16 protein-coding genes and 1 tRNA gene are annotated in these 19,642 nt (G+C 72.0%); 13 read left to right on the forward strand and 4 right to left on the reverse strand.

From position 1 onward, the window contains the following. Window positions 1–332: 332 nt before the first annotated feature. Window positions 333–989, reverse strand: a complete 657-nt coding sequence (locus ACGFYV_RS35925; protein ID WP_393882751.1) for an FMN-binding negative transcriptional regulator — start codon at window positions 987–989, stop codon at window positions 333–335. Between the two features lie 324 nt (window positions 990–1,313). Here ACGFYV_RS35925 and ACGFYV_RS35930 point away from each other — a divergent pair, with 324 nt between their 5' ends. The 8 genes from ACGFYV_RS35930 (at window position 1,314) to trpC (ending at window position 9,681) form a co-directional block, all read left to right on the forward strand. Continuing rightward, window positions 1,314–2,546 (forward strand): arginine deiminase, encoded by a 1,233-nt coding sequence (locus ACGFYV_RS35930; protein WP_393882752.1) that lies wholly within the window; start codon window positions 1,314–1,316, stop codon window positions 2,544–2,546. Window positions 2,547–3,177: 631 nt separating this feature from the next. Next, a complete protein-coding gene (ddaH, locus tag ACGFYV_RS35935; RefSeq protein ID WP_393882753.1) occupies window positions 3,178–4,017 on the forward strand; it encodes a dimethylargininase in 840 nt (279 codons plus the stop codon). A 78-nt stretch (window positions 4,018–4,095) separates the two neighbouring features. Then, window positions 4,096–5,442, forward strand: a complete 1,347-nt coding sequence (locus ACGFYV_RS35940; RefSeq protein ID WP_393882754.1) for a lysine N(6)-hydroxylase/L-ornithine N(5)-oxygenase family protein — start codon at window positions 4,096–4,098, stop codon at window positions 5,440–5,442. Window positions 5,443–5,717: 275 nt separating this feature from the next. Beyond that, window positions 5,718–5,933, forward strand: a complete 216-nt coding sequence (locus tag ACGFYV_RS35945; RefSeq protein WP_393882755.1) for a hypothetical protein — start codon at window positions 5,718–5,720, stop codon at window positions 5,931–5,933. 217 nt (window positions 5,934–6,150) lie between these two features. Beyond that, window positions 6,151–6,438, forward strand: a complete 288-nt coding sequence (locus tag ACGFYV_RS35950; protein ID WP_393882756.1) for a phosphopantetheine-binding protein — start codon at window positions 6,151–6,153, stop codon at window positions 6,436–6,438. A 157-nt stretch (window positions 6,439–6,595) separates the two neighbouring features. Next, the gene (locus ACGFYV_RS35955; protein ID WP_393882757.1) at window positions 6,596–7,363 is read left to right on the forward strand and encodes a DNA-binding response regulator; all 768 of its coding nucleotides are present in this window, start codon (window positions 6,596–6,598) and stop codon (window positions 7,361–7,363) included. Window positions 7,364–7,700: 337 nt separating this feature from the next. Continuing rightward, entirely contained in the window at window positions 7,701–8,321 is a 621-nt protein-coding gene (locus ACGFYV_RS35960) for an LmbU family transcriptional regulator (protein WP_393882758.1), read from the forward strand. A 502-nt stretch (window positions 8,322–8,823) separates the two neighbouring features. Beyond that, window positions 8,824–9,681, forward strand: a complete 858-nt coding sequence (gene trpC / locus ACGFYV_RS35965) for an indole-3-glycerol phosphate synthase TrpC (protein WP_393882759.1) — start codon at window positions 8,824–8,826, stop codon at window positions 9,679–9,681. 12 nt (window positions 9,682–9,693) lie between these two features. Here trpC and trpD read toward each other — a convergent pair whose 3' ends face one another. Next, window positions 9,694–11,049: an anthranilate phosphoribosyltransferase gene (gene trpD / locus ACGFYV_RS35970; RefSeq protein ID WP_393882760.1), complete on the reverse strand. Its 1,356-nt coding sequence runs from the start codon at window positions 11,047–11,049 to the stop codon at window positions 9,694–9,696. 175 nt (window positions 11,050–11,224) lie between these two features. On the opposite strand from trpD, the gene ACGFYV_RS35975 reads away from it, so the two are divergent. Together ACGFYV_RS35975 and ACGFYV_RS35980 are read left to right on the forward strand one after the other, a co-directional pair. Continuing rightward, window positions 11,225–12,631: a PLP-dependent aminotransferase family protein gene (locus ACGFYV_RS35975; protein ID WP_393882761.1), complete on the forward strand. Its 1,407-nt coding sequence runs from the start codon at window positions 11,225–11,227 to the stop codon at window positions 12,629–12,631. 236 nt (window positions 12,632–12,867) lie between these two features. Continuing rightward, a complete protein-coding gene (locus tag ACGFYV_RS35980; protein ID WP_393882762.1) occupies window positions 12,868–14,208 on the forward strand; it encodes a class II 3-deoxy-7-phosphoheptulonate synthase in 1,341 nt (446 codons plus the stop codon). Between the two features lie 93 nt (window positions 14,209–14,301). Here ACGFYV_RS35980 and ACGFYV_RS35985 read toward each other — a convergent pair. Further along, window positions 14,302–14,377, reverse strand: a tRNA-Glu gene (locus tag ACGFYV_RS35985). A gap of 124 nt (window positions 14,378–14,501) precedes the next feature. Next, entirely contained in the window at window positions 14,502–16,283 is a 1,782-nt protein-coding gene (locus tag ACGFYV_RS35990) for a metallophosphoesterase (RefSeq protein ID WP_393882763.1), read from the reverse strand. Between the two features lie 83 nt (window positions 16,284–16,366). Here ACGFYV_RS35990 and ACGFYV_RS35995 point away from each other — a divergent pair, with 83 nt between their 5' ends. The 3 genes from ACGFYV_RS35995 to ACGFYV_RS36005 all read left to right on the forward strand — a co-directional run. Next, on the forward strand, window positions 16,367–16,717 hold the full coding sequence (locus tag ACGFYV_RS35995; RefSeq protein ID WP_393882764.1) for a metallopeptidase family protein: 351 nt from the start codon (window positions 16,367–16,369) through the stop codon (window positions 16,715–16,717). A gap of 85 nt (window positions 16,718–16,802) precedes the next feature. Then, entirely contained in the window at window positions 16,803–17,312 is a 510-nt protein-coding gene (locus tag ACGFYV_RS36000; protein ID WP_393882765.1) for a hypothetical protein, read from the forward strand. 381 nt (window positions 17,313–17,693) lie between these two features. Continuing rightward, a partial coding sequence (locus ACGFYV_RS36005; RefSeq protein WP_393882766.1) for a DEAD/DEAH box helicase occupies window positions 17,694–19,642 on the forward strand: 1,949 nt, incomplete at its 3' end.

Below are 19,642 nucleotides of genomic sequence, written 5' to 3' on the forward strand. Positions count from 1 at the left end.
GAACCCGCCGGGATCGACAGATCCACCCCGTCCAGCACCCGGTGCTCGCCATACGCCTTCCGCAGCCCGACAACCGAAATCGCCGCACTCGTCATTTCAGTTTCTCCTCGAAAATGTGGGGGTGTCGCAGATCGGATACGCCGGCCGAAGAATGCCGGCGGTGGGGCCGTCTCACGAGAGAACGGAATTCGGTGCGCTCTGCTTGGACACTGCTGCGGGGACGGCCGCGCGGCGCCGGACACTGCGCTGGGAAAACCTGCGCAGACCGGTCGTGATGAGGCGGGCCGCGGCCATGGACGTGTGACGGAATCCCACGTCGAACATCGGGGGAATCACGACAGCCTCCCGATCAACTCGGCGGTTTCGCGGTGCCTGGTGCACGCGCTCTCACCGAACGACCGCCGGACGCGGTCACGGATCTCGGGCCGCTGTTCCTGGCTGAGCTTGAACATTCCGTCGGCGCCGGTGACGGTGAACCGGAAGGCGCCGACGGCCGGCATGATCTGGCGGAAGTAGGAGATCGACCCGGTCATGTCCCAGTCGGCGCCGAAGTCCTTCTCGAAGGCCCGCACCGTGGACTTCACCACGTGCAGCGTCTCCTCGCCGGGCTCGGCCTCCTCGATCTTCTCGAGCGTCCCGTGGACATGCACCGAGGTGAAGTCCCAGGTCGGCGCGGCCGGCGTCGTGCCGTACACCGTCGGCGACACATAGGCGTGCGGACCGGTGAAGGTCAGCAGCACGGTGGCGTCCGGGCGCAGGGCCGCCCAGTGCGGGTTCGCGCGGTTCATATGACCGAGCAGGGTGGCGCCGGCCAGCTCGGACGGCCCGTCGGCGGGCGCGTCCGGGTCGGGGATCACGGGCAGGTGCGTCGCGTACGGGACGCTGTCGGGGCCGGCGCCGTTGCTCACCAGCAGGGCCAGCGGGTTGGCGCGGATCAGATCGGCCGGCCAGGAACCGTCCGGTTCCCGGTAGGGCGGCGGTACGAACATCGGGTTCCGCTCCTTTCGGCTACGGATGAGCTGTGGACGAGCACGGTCGAGCTGTGGCTGTGCTGTTGAGCTGTGGCTGTGCGGTACGCCGAGAAAGCTAGCCAGCAGACTTTTCGGGTCGTTATCGATCGGACTTCGGGGGGAGTTGAACGCGGAACACACGCGGAACACCGGGCGGGTCCGCAGTCCGCCGAAAACGCCCGGCGATCTTCGGCCACAGCGGCGCGACGGCGTTGGCTGAAAAGACTTCGATAACGAAAAGGAAAGCGGCCCGGATAACTTCGAGGACCGAGTCACTGCCCAGGGTCGAAGTCAGGAGAGAACATGTTCCATGTGAATTCTGAGGTCGGTGCGCTGAAACACGTGATCCTGCACGAGCCCGGCCTGGACTTCGAGCGTCTGACGCCGAGCAACAAGGACCATCTGCTCTTCGACGACGTCGTATGGGTGTCGCGGGCCCAGGAGGAGCACCGCGCCTTCCAGCAACTGCTCCGCGACCGGGGGACGACCGTCCATCTGCTGCGGGACCTGCTCGCCGAGACCGTCAAGGACGAGGCGGCGACGGCTTTCGTGCTCGACCGGATCCTGGACGACCGCCAGCCCCACCTCGGGGCCGGCCTCGCCGACCTGACCCAGCGGGTGCTGGCCGCGATGGGCCCGGACGAGCTGGCCACCCATCTGCTGGGCGGCCTGAACAAGCGGGAGCTGGTGCGGGCGCTGGGCGAGCGCCCGTACGGCCGCTCGCTGGGCCTGGACCTGCTCGCCGACGACGACTTCATCCTGCCGCCGCTGCCCAACTCGCTGTTCACCCGGGACACCAGCTGCTGGGTCTACGACGGCGTCTCCGTCAACCCGATGAGGAAGGCGGGCCGCAAGCGCGAGACCGTCAACTACGAGGCGATCTACGCCTTCCACCCGATGTTCGCCGACTCCGGCGCGCACCGCTGGATCGACGGCGAGGCCATGGCGCCGGCCGCGATCGAGGGCGGCGACGTCGAGGTGATCGGCAACGGCACCGTCCTGGTCGGGCTCGGCGAGCGCACCACGCCGGCCGGTGCGGAGATCCTGGCGCGCCGGCTGTTCGAGGCGGGATCCGCGCGGCGCGTCATCGCCGTGGAACTGCCCAAGGCGCGGGCGCTGATGCACCTGGACACCGTGCTGACGATGGTGGACACCGACGCCTTCACGCTCTTCGTCGGCCTCGACCGCCGTGCGCTGCGGTCCTGGACGCTGACCCCGGGCGCCGGGCGCGTCCCCGTCGTCACCGAGAACGCCGACTTCTTCGGTGCGGTCGCCTCGGCGCTGGACCTGGACGCGGTGCGCGTGCTGCAGACCCGTCAGGACTCCTACGCCGCCGAGCGCGAGCAGTGGAACGACGGCTGCAACCTGCTCGCCGTCGCGCCCGGCACCGTCGTCGCCTACGAGGTGAACGACGCGAGCAACCGGATGCTGGAGGAGAACGGCATCGAGGTGCTCCGCATCCGCGGCGACCAGCTCGGCCGGGGCCGCGGCGGCCCGCGCTGCATGAGCTGCCCGGTCCAGCGGGACGCGGCATGAGCACGCTGACGCTGCCGCGCCGAGCAGCACCTCCTGAGCCCTGCGGACCCGCGACGGAACCTGCGACGGAACCCGCCGCGGAGCCTCCCACGGGATCCACGGCCGGACCCGCCACGGAACCCGCCACGGAACCCGCCGCCGAACCCGCCGCGGAATCCACGGCCGGACCCGTCACGGAACCCGCCCCGGCCCCGGATCCGTATGCCCCGGCCTGGCACCTCTCCCCCCACCTGCGCGCCTGGCACCTGACCTCGCCCGTGACCCCCCGGCGCGCGGGCCCCTACATCCCGCCCTGGCACCCGGCCCCCCACCTGGCGGCCCCGCGCCCGGCGCCGTCGTACGAACAGACCTCGCTCCACCACCGCCCGTGTCCGGCGTCCTGAGCGGGCCGCCGCCGCCGGAGGCCGCCGCGGAGGAGCGGTCGCACCGGCCCGCGCGGCACGAGACCCCGTCACACCGACCGGACGGAGCGAGCCGACCGGACCGAGCGGACGGAGCGAACCGACCGGACCGAGCGGACGAAGCGAACCGACCCAACCGAGCGGACGGAGCGAACCGACCCAACCGAGCGAGCCGACCCAACCGAGCGAACCGAGCGAACCGACCGAGCCGACCGAGAGGAACCACTGCCTTGTCCCCGACGACCGCGCCCGTCCGCGAGGCCACCCCCCGGCACTACCTGATGTGCCGCCCCACCTACTTCGACGTCACCTACGCGATCAACCCCTGGATGGACCCGGGTAAGCCGGTCGACCCGGAGCTGGCCGTCGAGCAGTGGGAACAGCTGCGCCGGCTCTACCTGGAGCACGGCCACACCGTCGACCTGATCGAACCGGTCGACGGGCTGCCGGACATGGTGTTCGCCGCGAACGGCGCCACCGTCGTGGACGACCGGGTGCTGGTCGCCCGCTTCCGGCACGCCGAGCGCGCCGCGGAGGCGCCGGCGTACTACGCGTGGTTCATGCTCCAGGGCTACGACGACGTCCACCACGCCGAGTACGTCAACGAGGCCGAGGGCGACTACATGGTCCTCGGCGACACGGTCCTCGCGGGCACCGGCTTCCGTACCGACCCGCGCGCCCACACCGAACTGGAGGAGGTCCTGGGCCGGCGGGTCGTCACCCTCAACCTGGTCGACCCGCGCTTCTACCACCTGGACACCGCGCTCGCCGTGCTCTCGGACACGGAGGTCATGTACTACCCGGGGGCGTTCTCCCCGCAGAGCCTGGCCGCCCTGCGCGAGCTGTACCCGGGCGCCGTCCTCGTCGACGAGGCGGACGCCGACGTGTTCGGTCTCAACGCGGTCTCCGACGGGCTGCACGTCTTCCTGCCCGACACCGCGACGGGACTGGCCCGGACACTGCGCGAGCGCGGGTTCGAACCCGTCGGCGTGGACCTGTCCGAACTCCTCAAGGCGGGCGGCAGCGTGAAGTGCTGCACGTTGGAGATCCGCCACCGGGCCGAGGCGTGATGCGCCCCGCCCCCCACCCGGTGTCGGCGGACGCCGAGCACCGTCACCTGACCGTCACCCACGAGCGGGAGAGCACCCATGAGTCTTCGTGAACCCGAGACGTACGACGTCGTCGGCGTCGGCTTCGGACCGGCCAACCTGTCCCTGGCGATCTCGCTGGAGGAGCACCACGCCAACGTCCTGACCTCGCCCGTCACCTCGACCTTCTTCGAGCGTCAGCCGCGCTTCGGCTGGCACCGCAACATGCTGCTGCCGTCGGCGACCATGCAGATCTCCTTCCTGAAGGACCTGGTCACCTTCCGCAACCCGGTGTCGCGGTTCAGCTTCGTCGCCTTCCTGCACGAGCAGGACCGGCTCGCCCAGTTCGTCAACCGCAAGGAGTTCTTCCCGACCCGCCGCGAGTTCCACCAGTACCTGGAGTGGGCCGAGGCGCGCATGTCCAACGCCGTCTCCTACGGCTCCACCGTCACCGCGATACGCCGGCCACCCGAGCCCGCCCGAAGTCCGGCCGGCGACCATCTGCAGGTCGAGGTCCGCGACGCCGTGGGCGGCGGCACCCGGGTGGTCAACGCCCGCAACATCGTCGTCTCCACCGGCCTGCGTCCGCGCATGCCCGAGGGCGTGGAGCGCGACGAACGGGTCTGGCACAGCTCGGAGTTCCTGGAGAAGTACGGCAGAGTCAAGCCGGAGGAGCTGCGCAGCGTGGCGGTGGTCGGCGCAGGGCAGAGCGCCGCGGAGATCACCAACTTCTTCTACGAGCAGCTCCCGCACGCCCAGGTGCACGCGATCCTGCCCGCGTACGGCTACTCGGTCGCCGACGACACCCCGTTCGCCAACCAGATCTTCGACGCGGACGCGGTCGACGACTACTACTTCGGCGAGGACCGGGAGCGTGACGCCTTCTGGCGCTACCACCGCAACACCAACTACGGCGTGGTGGACGACGCCGACATCCGTCACCTCTACCAGGTCGCGTACGACGAGGAGGTGGCCGGCGTGAAGCGGTTCCACTACCTCAACCTGACCAAGGTGCGCTCCGTCGAGCGGGCCGGCCGGGGCCGGACGGTGCACCTGCGCTCCCCGCACGGCCGGGGCCTGCGGAAGCTGGAGGTCGACGCGATCGTCTTCGCCACCGGCTACGACACGATGGACCCGGCCGAGCTGCTCGGCGACCTGGACCGGCACTGCCTGCGCGACGAGTCGGGCAGGCACCGGGTCACCCGCGACTACCGGCTCGTCACCACCCCGGAGCTGAGCTGCGGCATCTACCTCCAGGGCGGTACGGAGCACACGCACGGCCTGTCCTCGTCGCTGCTGTCCAACATCGCGGTGCGCAGCGGTGAGATCGCGGACTCGATCGTGCGCCGCCGGGCGCGGCAGGAGCTGGTGCCGGCCGGTGTCGTGCCCTCCGGCGTCACCGGCTAGCCGCGCCCCCGCGCACCGGACCGGCCCTCGGGAATCCGTCCCGGGGGCCGGTCGGCCGTGCTGCCGTAAAAGTGCTGCCGTATGAGTGCTGTCGTATGAGTGCTGTCGTATGAGTGCTGTCGTGAAAATGCTGCCGTAAAAGAACGCTCGGACATCATGGAAGTGCCGTGGAAAGGGAGGATTTCCTCCATGGTGCGGCCATTCCCGGTTCGGTAAATTCATGGTGCATCCACATGGGAGCGGGTCCGGATGCGGGCCCGGAGGGAGGCGGAACAATGGATTCCACGGCTGGTGCGCTGCTCGCCGGATCGGTGCTGGTCAGCACGACGTCGCTGCTCGCCGCGGGGCTGTTCTGGACCGCGGCCACCTGGAACGGCCGCCGCGCCCAGGCCGACGGCGTGGACACCCACGCGCGGGAGCTGCGCGCCGAGGTCGCCGAGCTGGGCCGGCGGGTGGGGGCGCTGCAACGGCTCCTGGAGGGAGTCGACTGACACAGTCGGCTGACACAGTCGGCTGACACCACCGGGCCCAGGGCCGCCCAGGACCGCTGCCGCGGATCGTTATCGCCGCGGGTCGCCGCGCGTGCCGTGACGGAACTGGCTCGATATTCCGCCGATAAGGCCGCCGCATAACGTCGTTGGCACATGAAGACGTGATGCCGGAGCGGCTCACGGTGGAGTGGACGACATCCCAGTGGAGGCGACACGCATGACCGGTGCAGACAACCGTGAGAACTCCGGGCGGCCCGAGACCGACAGCGAGCACCGGCTTGCCGCGCTGTGGGCCGACGTGCTCGGTGTCCCGGTCGAGCGGATCGGGCGGCAGGACAACTTCTTCGAGATCGGCGGCACCTCGCGGGCCGCGGCCCGGCTGGTGATCGCGCTGGAACAGCGCCTGACCGTCGGCGAGTTCGCCCGCACCCCCACCCTGTCGCACCTGGCGGGCCTGCTGGACGGACGTCCGGCCGCCGTCGGGGCCACGGCCGTCGGCGGATGAGATGCGGACCTCAGCGAAGGTGCCCCGCGAGGGCACCCCGAGGCCGTGCGTGACCGGGCTGCCCCGCGCCACGCGGGGCCGGTCCCCCCACTCGTCCCTGCTACCGCCGAGCCGGCCGGGCGACCCGGACCGGCCATGGCCGAGGAAGTGATGCGCCATGAGACTGGTCGTCGCCGAGGGTTCGGCGATCCTCAGGGCCGGTCTGGCCCATGTACTCGGCGAGCACGGCCACCAGTTGGCCGCGGTCGTCCATGACGCCCGGGTGCTGCCCGCGCTGGTCGCGAACCACCGCCCCGACGTCCTCGTCACCAACGTCCGGCTCGCGCCGACGTGGACCGACGAGGGCGTGGGGGCCGCCCTCGACGCCCGGCGCCGGAGCCCCGGCATCGGCGTCCTGCTGTTCTCCGCGAGCCCCGAACCGCAGCATGTGGCACGGCTGTTCTCCGGTGACGGCAGCGGTCTGGGCTATCTGATCCAGGACCGTATGACCGACGCCCCGGAACTGCTGGACGCCCTCACGCAGGTGGCCTCCGGCGGCACGGTCGTCGACCCCCGGATGGTGGGCCGGCTCGCCGCCGGCACCATGCACGGGCACGGCCGGGGCGACGGGGGCGGTGGCGGTGGCGAACTGGACGTGCTCAGCGAACGCGAGCGTGAGGTGCTCACGCTGATGGCGCAGGGCCGTACCAACAGCGCCATCGCGGAGCGGCTGATCGTGTCCCGGGGAACGGTGGAGAAGCGGGTGGCGTCCGTCTTCGACAAGCTCGACATCCCTGGCAGCCCGGAGGACAACCGGCGGGTGCTGGCGGTCCTGAAGTACCTGACCGACCAGCAGAACCGGCCGGCGCGGGAGCGCCAGGTCCTGCCCCGGGCGGTCGGCTTCGGCGGGTCACCGGCGCGGCGGATCCTGGATCGGGTCGCATGATCGAATTGGTCTGTCGCCCGTAATATGCTGTGCCGGTCCGAGCGTGCCGCCGGTGTACAGCGCGAAAACTCGAAGCCAGAAAAAGGATAAGCGGCCGGGATCGCGCAGGTGATCTTGACAACAGAACTAAGTGACTGCTTCCCTGGATTTCGTCCGAGTTAAATAGCGAAGTAATTCAACCGCGTGCAAAAAGGCCAGACGGGGGGTCGTGTACGTGATCTTGGCAAATAGTGCTGAGGGTGGAATGAAGGCGCCGCCGCCGAACCCGACACGGATGTCGCGGGTCATTTCTCCACCTCAGACCGGGTTTCGCAGAGGTCAGCCCCGCGCGGATCAGGTGCTCACCACGCGCGTGGGGCTGCAACTGCCGGACGTACTCAGCTTCGAGGAATGGGAGAGGGCCGGCCGCCAATTGGCGGGAGTGCTGGATTCCTCCTCGTGGTGGCTGGGCGACTGGCTGACCTACGGCAAGGACCACTACGCCGATCGCTACGAGAAGGGCATACAGTCCGCCGGGCTGCGCTACCAGACGCTGCGCAACTACGCCTGGGTGGCCCGCCGGTTCGAGCTGGGGCGGCGCCGGGGACGGCTGACCTTCCAGCACCACGCCGAAGTGGCCTCGCTGTCGAACGAGGAGCAGGACAAGTGGCTCGTCCGGGCCGAGGAGCGGTCCTGGACGACGAAGCAGCTGCGCAACGCGGTGCGCGAGGCGCGCGGCGGCAGCTGCGCGAAGCCCAGGGCGGTGGCGCCGGTCCGGCAACTCGCGGTCCCCACCGACCGGTTCGAGCGCTGGATCAGGGCCGCCGAGTGCAGTGGCGTCGAGGTCGGTGAGTGGGCGCTGGGCATCCTCGACTCCGCCGCCGCCCAGGCCATCGAGGCAGGACCCGAGGTCACGCAGGCCCTGGAGTCACGGCCCGGCGCCGACGAGGCCCGTGAGGCGGCCCGGGTCGGCGGTTGACCGGGCCGGGTGAACCCCGCCCCCTCGCGTCACTCGCGCACGTCCGTCATCACCTTCCCGCCACGCACCACCCAACCCCCCACCTTCCGGCCGGCTGTCCTGTCGCCAGGACAGCCGGCCTTCGTGCGAGAACGAGTGCGAGAACGAGTGCCAGCGCGGGTGCGAGAACGAGTGCGGGTGCGAGAGCGGGAAATCCTGACGCGATATTGATGCCGATCACCCTTGATTTCCGGGGTCGTGCGGCGGTATATCCGACCGCTCTTCGTCATTCGCCACGAAATATATCCGGAAGCTCATCCGGTTTTTCGATCCCGAGAATACCACCGGAATCCGGGAGAGCTCCCGGATTCCGGAAGTCATGAGAGGCGGCAGCCGGCTGCCGGTAGTCGGGCTGCCGGTTTCCGGCCGTGAATGGGTGCCGGTTTTCAGCCAGTCGTTCAATGTCGAATCGAAATCCCGGACCGGGGCCATGGAGCCTTCGGCCGGGGAGGGAGTCCTTGCGATGAGTGTTCTCGACCGGATCGTCGAAGGCGTACGGGAGGACATGGCCGTACGGCAGGCCCGCACCTCCGAGGCGGAACTGCGGGAACGGGCCCTGGCCCTTCCCGCACCGCGCGACTGCGCCCCCCTGCTGCGCCGGGGTGAGCAGCTGCGGGTCATCGCCGAGGTGAAGCGCGCCAGCCCCTCCGCCGGCCCGCTCGCCGAGATCCCCGACCCCGCCTCGCTCGCCGCGGAGTACGCCGCCGGCGGTGCGGCCGCGGTGAGCGTGCTGACCGAGGAGCGCCGGTTCGGCGGCTCCCTGGCGGACCTGGCGGCCGTGACCGCGCGCGTCGACGTCCCGGTGCTGCGCAAGGACTTCGTCGTCGAGCCGTACCAGATGTGGGAGGCCCGCGCCTACGGAGCCGAACTGATCCTCCTGATCGTCGCCGCCCTCGGCCCGGCCCGCCTGTCCGAACTCCTCGCCCAGGCCAAGGAGATCGGGTTGACCCCGCTCGTCGAGGTCCACGACGAGCCGGAGGCGGACATCGCGGTCGCCGCGGGCGCCACCGTCATCGGCGTCAACAACCGCGACCTCAGGACCCTCCACGTCGACCCCGCCACCTTCACCCGCATCGCCCCCCGCCTCCCCGAACACGTCGTCCGTATCGCCGAGTCCGGCATCCGGGGCCCCGGGGACGTCCTCGCCTACGCCGAATCCGGCGCCGACGCCGTCCTGGTCGGCCAGGCCCTCGTCACCGACGGCCACCCCCGCACGGCCGTCACCGACCTCCTGACGGCGACGAGTCGGTCGGCATCGAGCCGGTCGGTATCCAGCCGGACGGCATCCAGCCCGTCGGCATCCAGCCCGTCCGGCGTCTGACGGCGAGGCCGTTCACGCCGGCCGGCGCCCACCCGCGGCGGCGACCCACCGCTCCAGCACCCTGCGCGCCGCCCCGGAATCGACCGCCTCCGCGGCCCGTTCCACCCCCGCCGCCAGCCGCTCGGTGATCGACCCGGCCCCCGCACTCCCCGTACTCCCCGCACTCCCCGTACTCCCCGTACTCCCCGTACTCCCCGTACTCCCCGTACTCCCCGTACTCCCCGTACTCCCCGCACTCCCCGTACTCCCCGTGACCTCCGTACTCCCCATGACTCCCGCACCCCTCGTGACTCCCGCACCCCTTGTGACTCCCGCACTCCCCGTGACCCCCGCACTCCCCGTGCCCTCCGCCCCGACCGCCACCAGCCCCGCCGCCGCCGAAAGGAGCACCGCGTCCCGCACCGCCCCCCGCGCCCCGCCGGCCAGCACCTGACGCGCCACACCCGCGTTGTGCACCCGGTCGCCGCCGCGCAGCGCCCGCGCAGGCGCGAGGGGGATCCCGATGTCCCGCGGGTCGAAGGTCTCCTTGCGCACCTCGCCGTCCGTGACCGACCAGACCGTGGAGGTCGTGGTGACCGTCAGCTCGTCCATCCCGTCGTCGCCCCGGAACACCAGACCCCCCGAGCCGCGCCGCGCCAGCAACCCGGCGAGGAGCGGGGCGAGCCGCGCGTCGGCCACCCCGATCGCGCTCGCCACGTCCGGCGCCGGGTTGAGCAGCGGGCCCACGGCGTTGAAGACGGTCCGCACCCCGAGTTCCCGGCGCGGCACCGCCGCGTGCCGCATCGCGGGATGGAAGGCCGGCGCGAAGCAGAACGTGATGCCCGCCTCCTCGGCGACGGACGCGACGTCCGCCGCCGGCAGCTCCAGGACGACGCCCAGTTCCTCCAGCACGTCGGCCGATCCGCAGCGCGAGGAAACGGACCGGTTGCCGTGCTTGACCACCCGCACCCCGGTGCCCGCCACGACGATCGCCGACATGGTGGACACGTTGACGCTGTCCGACCCGTCGCCGCCGGTACCGACGATGTCCACCGCGGGTCCGGCCACGTCGAGCGGCACGGCATGCCGGCGCATCGCGGACACCAGCCCCTCGACCTCCTCGACAGTTTCGCCCTTCGCCCGCAGCGCGACCATCAGCCCCGCCAGCCGTACCGGCCCCGCCTCCCCGGACATCACCTGGTCCATGGCCCAGTCGGTCTCGCGCGCCGACAGGTCCTCGCCGTCGAGCAGCGCGTTCAGCAGCGCGGGCCAGGACGGGGCCGGCGAACCGCCGTACACGGATGCGGCGTTCGCGGACGCGCCGGTCACGGGTGCGGCGTTCGGGGACGCGGCGGGCACGGGTACGGCGTTCACGGATACGGCGGTCACGCGAAGTCTCCTCGGACGTCGGACAACAGGGCAGTCGGACAACAGGACAGGAAGGCGCCGGAAGGGAACGCGCACGCACAGCCCACTGTGCGGCCGCCCGCGAACCGGCCGCCAGACCACTGCCCCCCGGGAACTACGGTCCACTGCGGGCCGGTTCGGAAAGGAGCACGCGGCCATGGCCCTGCACATGGCGGTCGAGGTGGTCAGGGACTCCGAGGTCTCCCTGACCGCGCAGATACAGAGGTTCATCAAGCGGGAGATCACCCACGGAGGCCTCCACCCCGGCACCCGCCTGCCCTCCAGCCGCCGCCTCGCGCACGACCTGGACGTCTCGCGCAGCGTCGTCGTGGAGGCGTACGGCCAACTCGTCGCCGAGGGCTACCTGGAGGCCTCGCAGGGCGCCGGCACCCGCGTCGTACGGCATCTCGCGCCCGCCGGGACGGTCGTACCGGCCCTCCTCGACGAGGACCGCACCCCCGGCGTCCGCTGGGACCTGCGGCCGGGCGGCGCCAACCAGCCGCCGTTCCCGCGCGCCGAGTGGCTGACCTGCTACGAACGTGCCGTGCGCGCCGCCGCCCCCTCGGCGCACGCCTACCCGTCCCTGGCCGGGGACCCCGGGCTGCGCCTCGAACTGGCCCGCTACCTGGGCCGGGCCCGGGGCGTGCGCACCGCACCCGGGCAGATCGTCGTGCTCGGCGGGTTCTCCCAGGCCCTCGGCCTGCTGTGCGGGGTGCTGCGGCGCGCCGGAGCCGACGCGATCGGCGTGGAGGACCCGGGCCACCCCGGGCAGCGCCGGTTCGCCGAGGAGTGCGGGACGCGGCCCGTGCCGCTGCCCGTGGACGAGGCCGGCCTGGACGTCTCCGCGCTCGCCGCCTCCGGCCTGCGCGCCGTCCTCGTCACCCCCGCCCACCAGTACCCGACCGGCGTCACCCTGCACGAGGAGCGCCGCGAGGCCCTGGTCCGCTGGGCCCGCGACACCGGCGGTCTGATCGTCGAGGACGACTACGGCGGCGGCCTGTGGTACGCCCGCGGCCCCCGCCCCCTCGCCCTCCAGCGCCGCGCCCCCGAGCACGTCGTCTACGCCGGCACGGCCAGCAAGTGCCTGGCCCCCGGCCTGCGTCTGGGCTGGCTGGCCGCGCCCGGCGACCTCGTCGGACCGCTGCTGCGCGAGCGCGCCCGCTACGACCTCGGCGGTGAGACCCTCACCCAGCTGGCCTTCGCCGAACTGCTGCGCTCCGGACTCCTCGACCGCCATCTGCGCCGGCTCAACACCCAGGTCCGCTCCCGCCGCGAGGCGCTGGACGAGGCCGTACGACGCCATCTGCCCGGCGCCCGCGTCCTCGGCCCGGCCGCCGGGCTGCACGCCTGGGTCCGGCTGCCCCGGCACACCGACGAGGCCGCGCTCGTCGCCGCCGCGCTGCGCCGCTCCGTCGCCGTCCGCGGCGGCGCCGCCTTCCGCGCCCGCCCCGGGCCCGGCGCCCCCGCCCTGGTCCTGGGCCACGCGCACCTGCCCCGCTCGGGCGTCACCGAGGCGATCCGGGTGCTCGGAGAACTCACCGGCGACCCCAACACCCGCCGCTGACGAGACAACCCGCTGACGAGACAACCCGCTGACGAGAGAACCCGCCGACGAGAGAAGCCGCCGACAGGACAACCTGCCGACAGGACAACCGGCGCCGTCCGCACCCCCTGCCGGACCGGCCGACCCCCGCCGGACCACTTGCCCGGCCCCGATACGGACCACTTCACCATCGCTTGACGGAGCCGGGTGACCCCCATTGAGCTGAACGAAGTTCCGGCCGACGAAAGGGACTTGGGATGAACGACTCGCCCGCCGACTCCTGGCGCGCGTTCGCGGCGGCGCAGCAGCCGCGATGGCCCGACGCCGGAGAACTCCGTCAGGTGACGGACCGGCTCCGCGCCGCACCGCCGCTCGTGTTCGCCGCCGAATGCGACCTGCTGCGCCGGAAGATGGCCCAGGTCGCCCGCGGCGAGGCGATCCTGCTCCAGGGCGGCGACTGCGCGGAGACCTTCGACCGGCTGACCGCCGACGCCATCCGCGGCAAGCTCCAGACACTGCTGCAGATGGCGGTCGTCCTCACCCACGCCGCGGCCCTGCCCGTGGTCAAGGTGGGCCGCATGGCCGGCCAGTACGCCAAGCCGCGCTCCAGCGACGTCGAGGAACGCGACGGCGTCGCCCTGCCGTCGTACCGCGGCGACGCCGTCAACGGTCTGGAGTTCACCGAGGAGGCCCGCCGCCCCGACCCCTGGCGGATGAAGCGCATGTACGAGAGCTCGGCGATGACGCTGAACCTCGTCCGCGCCCTGACCATGGGCGGCTTCGCCGACCTGCACCAGGTGCACGCCTGGAACCAGGGCTTCGTGGCCGCCTCCGACTCCGGTGCGCGCTACGAGGCGATGGCCGACGAGATCGACCGCAGCCTCGCCTTCATGAAGGCCTGCGGCGTCGACATGGGCAGCGTGGCGACCGCCGAGTTCTTCGTCGGACACGAGGGCCTGCTGCTGGACTACGAGGCGGCCCTGACCCGTACCGAGCCGGTCACCGGACGGACCTACGCGGGCAGCGGCCACCTGCTGTGGATCGGCGAGCGCACCCGGCAGCTCGACGGCGCCCACGTCGAGTACTTCTCCAAGATCGCCAACCCCGTCGCGGTCAAGCTCGGCCCCGCCTCCACACCCGACGACGTGCTCCGGCTGATCGACCGGCTCGACCCGGCGCACGAGCCGGGCCGGCTGACCTTCGTCGTCCGCGCGGGCGCCGAGCGGGTGCGGGACGTGCTGCCCGCGCTGGTGGAGAAGGCGAAAGCGGAGGACGCCCCGGTGTGCTGGGTCAGCGACCCGATGCACGGCAACACCGTCACCGCGCCCAGCGGCCACAAGACCCGCCGCTTCGAGGCCGTCCTGGACGAGGTGCGCGGCTTCGTGGAGGTGCACCACGCGCTGGGCACCCACCCGGGCGGCATCCACGTGGAACTCACCGGCGACGACGTCACCGAGTGCACCGGCGGCGGCAACGCCGTCCTTGAGGAGAACCTGCACCACCGCTACGAGACGGCCTGCGACCCGCGCCTCAACCACACGCAGTCGCTCGACCTGGCCTTCCTCCTGGCCGAGACGTTCCGGCAGCACCGGGCCTAGCCGGGCGTGCTGGGCCCAGCCGGGTCTGGCCGGGCACGGCCGGGAACGCGAAAGCCCGCCTCGACGAGGCGGGCTGAAGCGTACATCTGGTCGTGGTGCCCCCAACGGGATTCGAACCCGTGCTACCGCCTTGAAAGGGCGGCGTCCTGGGCCACTAGACGATGAGGGCATTATGCGCCAACCCCTTGCGGGGCTAGAACAACGTACCGGATGGCGGGGACGATCGCCAAAACGGATTCACGGCGCGGACGGGCCCGCCGAAGCGGAGGCCTGCGGGCCGGCTGAAGCGGAGGTCAGGGGCCTGTCGAAGCGGAGACCGGCGGGTCTGTGGGAGCGGAGGCCGGAGGGTCTGTGGGAGCGGAGGCCGGAGGGTCTGTCGGAGTGGAGACCGGCGGGTCTGTCGGAGTGGAGGCCGGAGGGTCTGTCGGAGTGGAGGCCGACTGGTCTGTCGAAGCGGAGGCATGCGGGCCGGCCGGCGCGGAGGCGGGCGGTCCCGAGGACCCCGCCGGGCCCGGTGCGGCGCCCGGCTTGTTCTCCTTCGGCAGATGCCGGCTGACCTCGGCCGTCGTCTGCCCGAGACCGCCCAGCCGGATCTCGTCCCACGCCTGCAGCCGCCGGCTGTCCCGGTCGAAGTAAAGGACCGACGCCTCGATCGGCGCCGGGTACTGGCGCTCCACCGCGCGCAGCCCGCTGCCGCCCGTCGAGCCCTCCATCCGCAGCCGGGTGCCGTACGGCAGGATCTCCGTCCCCTCGTGGTGCAGATGCCCGCACAGCACGAGCGGCACCTCGCCGTCCGTCCCGCGGGCCGCCGCCGGCTCGTGCGCGACGGCGACGTCCACCGGGGTCCGCGCGGCCCGCTGGCCCCGCAGCGCCGTCGCCAGCCGCGCGCCCGCCAGGTCCTCCGCCGCGTCGCCGCCCGGTACGACGGCGCGGTCCGGGGTGAACTGCGGGTCGCCGATGCCCGCGAACCGCAGCCCTGCGACCGTCTCGGCCCGCCCGTCGTCCAGCACGTGCACGTTCTTGAACCGCTCCAGATACCGCTGGGTGATCCGGGAGTCGTGGTTGCCCCGCACCCACACATAGGGCGCGCCCAGATCGGCGACGGGGTCCAGGAAGCCGTTCTCCGCCGCCGTGCCGTGGTCCATCGTGTCGCCGGAGTCGACGATCACGTTCACCTTGTACTGGTCCACCAGCGAGCCGATGATCTTCCAGCTCGCCGGGTTCAGGTGGATGTCCGACACGTGCAGGACGCGGATGGTGGAGGGGTCCGGCTGGTAGGCCGGGAGCGTGGACGTCACGTCGTACAGCTTCGTCACGTTCGTCACCAGACGGGCCAGTTCCTGCTGGTAGACGTCGAACTCGGTGACGATGCTGCGCGCGTTGCCCACCACGGACGGCGCCGAGGACAGCAGCCCGGAGAACCGCGGCTCCAGCACCGAGTCCTTGTTCCACGTCGCGTACGCCGACGCCCCCGAGGCCGCGAGCAGCGCGAGCGCCAGCCCGCCGGCCGCCAGGGCGCGGCGCGGGCGGCGGTAGACGGCGAGGCCGAGCGCCGTCGCCCCGGACACGACGGCGACGCACGAGCGCACCGCCAGGTCGAAGGTGCCGTGCCGCACGTCGTGGGCGACCTCGTCCTGCAGCCCGGACAGCCGCTCCGGGTGGTCGACCAGCGCCTGGGACCGCTCGGGGTCCAACTGGTCGACGTTGACGTCCAGGCGGACGGGCGCGACATGGCTGTCCAGGGTCAGCGAGCCCAGCGGCGACACGTTGATCTTCGTACCCCCGCTGAGCGAGGGGCGCAGCGCCATCGTGGTGTCCATCGGCCCCACCGGCGCCCGTACGTTCCCGACGATCAGCAACCCCAGCCAGGCCCCCGCGAGCACGACCGCGACCAGCCCCAGGACACCCACCCAGGAACGGCGCCTCACCCCCAGCTCCAGCACGGGCAGCGCCCGCCCGGACACCCGTGCTCGCCCGGACGTCCTCAGCCGTCCGGGCATCCTCAGCCGCCCGGACACCCCCTCCGGGATCCGGTTCAGCAGGCGCTCCAGGGCTGCGACGGCGACACGGGACATTGGGGCCGTATGCCCACGCCCGGAAGCGGATATGCGACGGGCGTGCCGTACCGGACAACGACCGGGTGCCGGACAATGACCGTGTGCTGGAGATGACGCGCGAGGAGTTCGAGGAACTGGTCGCCGAGGCGCTCGACCGGATCCCGCCGGAGCTGGCGAGGCTGATGGACAACGTCGCGGTGTTCGTCGAGGACGAACCGCCCGCCGACGATCCCGAACTGCTCGGCCTGTACGAGGGCACCCCGCTCACCGAGCGCGGCGAGTGGTACGCGGGCGTCCTGCCCGACCGGATCACCGTCTACCGGGGGCCGACGCTCAGGATGTGCGACACCCGCGAGGACGTCGTCGCGGAGACCGAGGTCACCGTGGTCCACGAGATCGCCCACCACTTCGGCATCGACGACGCCCGCCTGCACGCCCTCGGCTACGGGTGAACCGGTTCGAACAGGGGGCGTGTCCTCCCGTGGGCGGCGGGAGTTGGGGAGGTGACTCCTTCCCCTGCCCCCGGAGGTGGCCGTCGTGCGCTCCTTGTACGTACCCGTCCGTCTGGCCGTCACGGTGCTGGCCGTCGCCACCGCGGCCGGCTGTGTGAACGTGGGTGACGACGCGGGCCGGGTCAGGCCCGGCCACTCGGCGGGGCAGCGCGGTGACGACGCGCCGGACGGCGGCCCGGCGGCCGGCGGCGGTGCGCAGGGGTACGGCGAGAAGCCCGTCGACGGCAAGCACGGACGCGATCACAAGGCGAAGCCGGGGGAGTCGGCCCCGGCGTCCGCCTCCCCGTCCGGGGCGGACAGCGTCTCGCCCGTGCCGCCGAAACCGGGCGGGCCCACGGCGCCCGGCGACCCGCCGCCGACCAAGCTCCCGCCGACGCCCCCGGAGACCTCCGCGCCGCCCGAGCCCCCGGCCTCCAGCCCGCCCCCGCCGGTCTCGGACCCGCCCTCGGCCGAGCCGTCCTCCTCTGCGCACGAGGATCCCGGCCCGCAGCTGGTCGACCGGGAGCCGGCGCCCGCGGCGGGGGTCGCGGCGTGACGAGCACCATTCCCACCGGGTCGTGACGAGCACCATTCCCACCGGGTCGTGACGAGCACCATTCCCACCGGGTCGTGACGAGCACCACTCCCACCGCGGCGTGACGAGCACCACTCCCACCGGGTCCGGTGCAGCTCGCGGGGGCGGGGCGGCCGGGGTGTGACGCAGCTCTAACCGGTCTGGCGCACTTTCATTTGCCTTGAGGGGTGAGGGGTGCGTATGGTGGTAGATCGTTTGATCCCATTTGCCCGGCGCCATCAAAGAGCGCGCCGTGTGGCGCGTACTCTCCCTTGCCGTGGCGGACCGCATAGAGGCGGTCGTGAGCGAATCACGGAGTTGACGGGCGCGTGCCGAAGAGACTCCGGAAGGTTTCGCATTCGCATGTCCGTGTCCAGTACTGATCAGATCGTCATGCCCGAGAACGACAACGAGCTCGTGGACGTGACGACCGAGGTCACCGAGGCCGTCGAGGCCGCAGACACCACCCCCCAGACCACCTTCGCCGACCTCGGCCTCCCCGAGGGCATCGTGCGCAAGCTCGCACAGAACGGCGTGACCACCCCCTTCCCGATCCAGGCCGCGACCATCCCGGACGCCCTGACCGGCAAGGACATCCTCGGCCGTGGCCGCACCGGCTCCGGCAAGACCCTCTCCTTCGGCCTGCCCACCCTGGCCACGCTCGCCGGCGGCCGCACGGAGAAGAAGCGCCCCCGCGCGGTCATCATGACCCCGACCCGCGAGCTGGCCATGCAGGTCGCCGACGCGCTCCAGCCGTACGGCGACGTCCTCGGCCTGAAGATGAAGGTCGTCTGCGGCGGCACCTCGATGGGCAACCAGATCTACGCCCTGGAGCGCGGCGTCGACATCCTCGTCGCCACCCCGGGCCGGCTGCGCGACATCATCAACCGCGGCGCCTGCTCCCTGGAGGACGTGCAGATCGCCGTCCTGGACGAGGCCGACCAGATGTCCGACCTGGGCTTCCTGCCCGAGGTCACCGAGCTGCTCGACCAGGTCCCGGCCGGCGGCCAGCGCATGCTCTTCTCCGCCACGATGGAGAACGAGATCCAGACCCTGGTCGACCGCTACCTGAACGACCCCGTCTCCCACGAGGTGGACGCGGCCCAGGGCGCGGTGACGACCATGTCGCACCACATCCTCATCGTGAAGCCCAAGGACAAGGCGCCGGTCACCGCCGCGATCGCCTCCCGCAAGGGCCGCACGATCATCTTCGTCCGCACCCAGCTGGGCGCCGACCGCGTCGCCGAGCAGCTGCGCGACGCCGGTGTGAAGGCCGACGCGCTGCACGGCGGCATGACCCAGGGCGCCCGTACCCGCACGCTGGCCGACTTCAAGGACGGTTACGTCAACGTCCTGGTCGCCACCGACGTCGCCGCCCGCGGTATCCACGTCGACGGCATCGACCTGGTCCTGAACGTGGACCCGGCCGGCGACCACAAGGACTACCTGCACCGCGCCGGCCGCACCGCCCGCGCCGGCCGCACCGGCACGGTCGTCTCCCTGTCCCTGCCGCACCAGCGCCGCCAGATCTTCCGCCTGATGGAGGACGCCGGCGTCGACGCCGCGCGCCACATCATCCAGGGCGCCGGCGCCTTCGAGCCGGAGGTCGCCGACATCACCGGCGCCCGCTCCATGACCGAGGTCCAGGCCGAGTCCGCGGGCAACGCCGCGCAGCAGGCCGAGCGCGAGGTCTCCCACCTCACCAAGCAGCTGGAGCGCGCCCAGCGCCGCGCCACCGAGCTGCGCGAGGAGGCCGACCGCCTGGTCGCCCGGGTCGCCCGCGAGCGCGGCGAGGACCCGGAGGCCGCGGTGGCGGAGGCCCAGGCCTCGGCCGAGCAGGCCGTGGCCGAGGCGGTCACCTCCGAGCAGCCGGCGGAGCGCGAGACCGAGCGCGAGGAGCGCCCGGCCGCCGCGGCCCCGTACGAGCGCCGTGAGCGCCGCTCCTTCGACCGCGGCGAGCGTCGTGACGACCGCGGCGACCGTGGTGGTCGTGGTGGCTTCGAGCGTCGTGACGACCGTCGTCCGTTCGACCGTGACCGTCGTGACGACCGCGGTGAGCGTGGTGGTTTCGAGCGTCGTGACGACCGTGGTGGCCGTGGTGGTTTCGAGCGCCGCGATGACCGTGGTGGCCGTGGCTTCGAGCGTCGTGACGACCGCGGCGACCGCGGCGACCGTGGTGGCCGTGGTGGTTTCGAGCGTCGTGACGACCGTGGTGGCCGTGGTGGCTTCGAGCGTCGTGACGACCGTCGTCCGTTCGACCGTGACCGTCGTGACGACCGCGGTGAGCGTGGTGGTTTCGAGCGTCGTGACGA

It is taken from the genome of Streptomyces sp. NPDC048297, from assembly GCF_043201585.1.
Taxonomy (GTDB): Bacteria; Actinomycetota; Actinomycetes; order Streptomycetales; family Streptomycetaceae; genus Streptomyces.

Excerpts from the sequence above, each read along its gene's own strand:
- ACGFYV_RS35925 (WP_393882751.1), bottom strand. The coding sequence starts at position 989 with ATGTTCGTACCGCCGCCCTACCGGGAACCGGACGGTTCCTGGCCGGCC.
- ACGFYV_RS35930 (WP_393882752.1), top strand. The coding sequence starts at position 1,314 with ATGTTCCATGTGAATTCTGAGGTCGGTGCGCTGAAACACGTGATCCTG.
- ACGFYV_RS35940 (WP_393882754.1), top strand. The coding sequence starts at position 4,096 with ATGAGTCTTCGTGAACCCGAGACGTACGACGTCGTCGGCGTCGGCTTC.
- ACGFYV_RS35945 (WP_393882755.1), top strand. The coding sequence starts at position 5,718 with ATGGATTCCACGGCTGGTGCGCTGCTCGCCGGATCGGTGCTGGTCAGC.
- ACGFYV_RS35950 (WP_393882756.1), top strand. The coding sequence starts at position 6,151 with ATGACCGGTGCAGACAACCGTGAGAACTCCGGGCGGCCCGAGACCGAC.
- ACGFYV_RS35955 (WP_393882757.1), top strand. The coding sequence starts at position 6,596 with ATGAGACTGGTCGTCGCCGAGGGTTCGGCGATCCTCAGGGCCGGTCTG.
- trpC (WP_393882759.1), top strand. The coding sequence starts at position 8,824 with ATGAGTGTTCTCGACCGGATCGTCGAAGGCGTACGGGAGGACATGGCC.
- ACGFYV_RS35975 (WP_393882761.1), top strand. The coding sequence starts at position 11,225 with ATGGCCCTGCACATGGCGGTCGAGGTGGTCAGGGACTCCGAGGTCTCC.
- ACGFYV_RS35980 (WP_393882762.1), top strand. The coding sequence starts at position 12,868 with ATGAACGACTCGCCCGCCGACTCCTGGCGCGCGTTCGCGGCGGCGCAG.
- ACGFYV_RS35990 (WP_393882763.1), bottom strand. The coding sequence starts at position 16,283 with ATGTCCCGTGTCGCCGTCGCAGCCCTGGAGCGCCTGCTGAACCGGATC.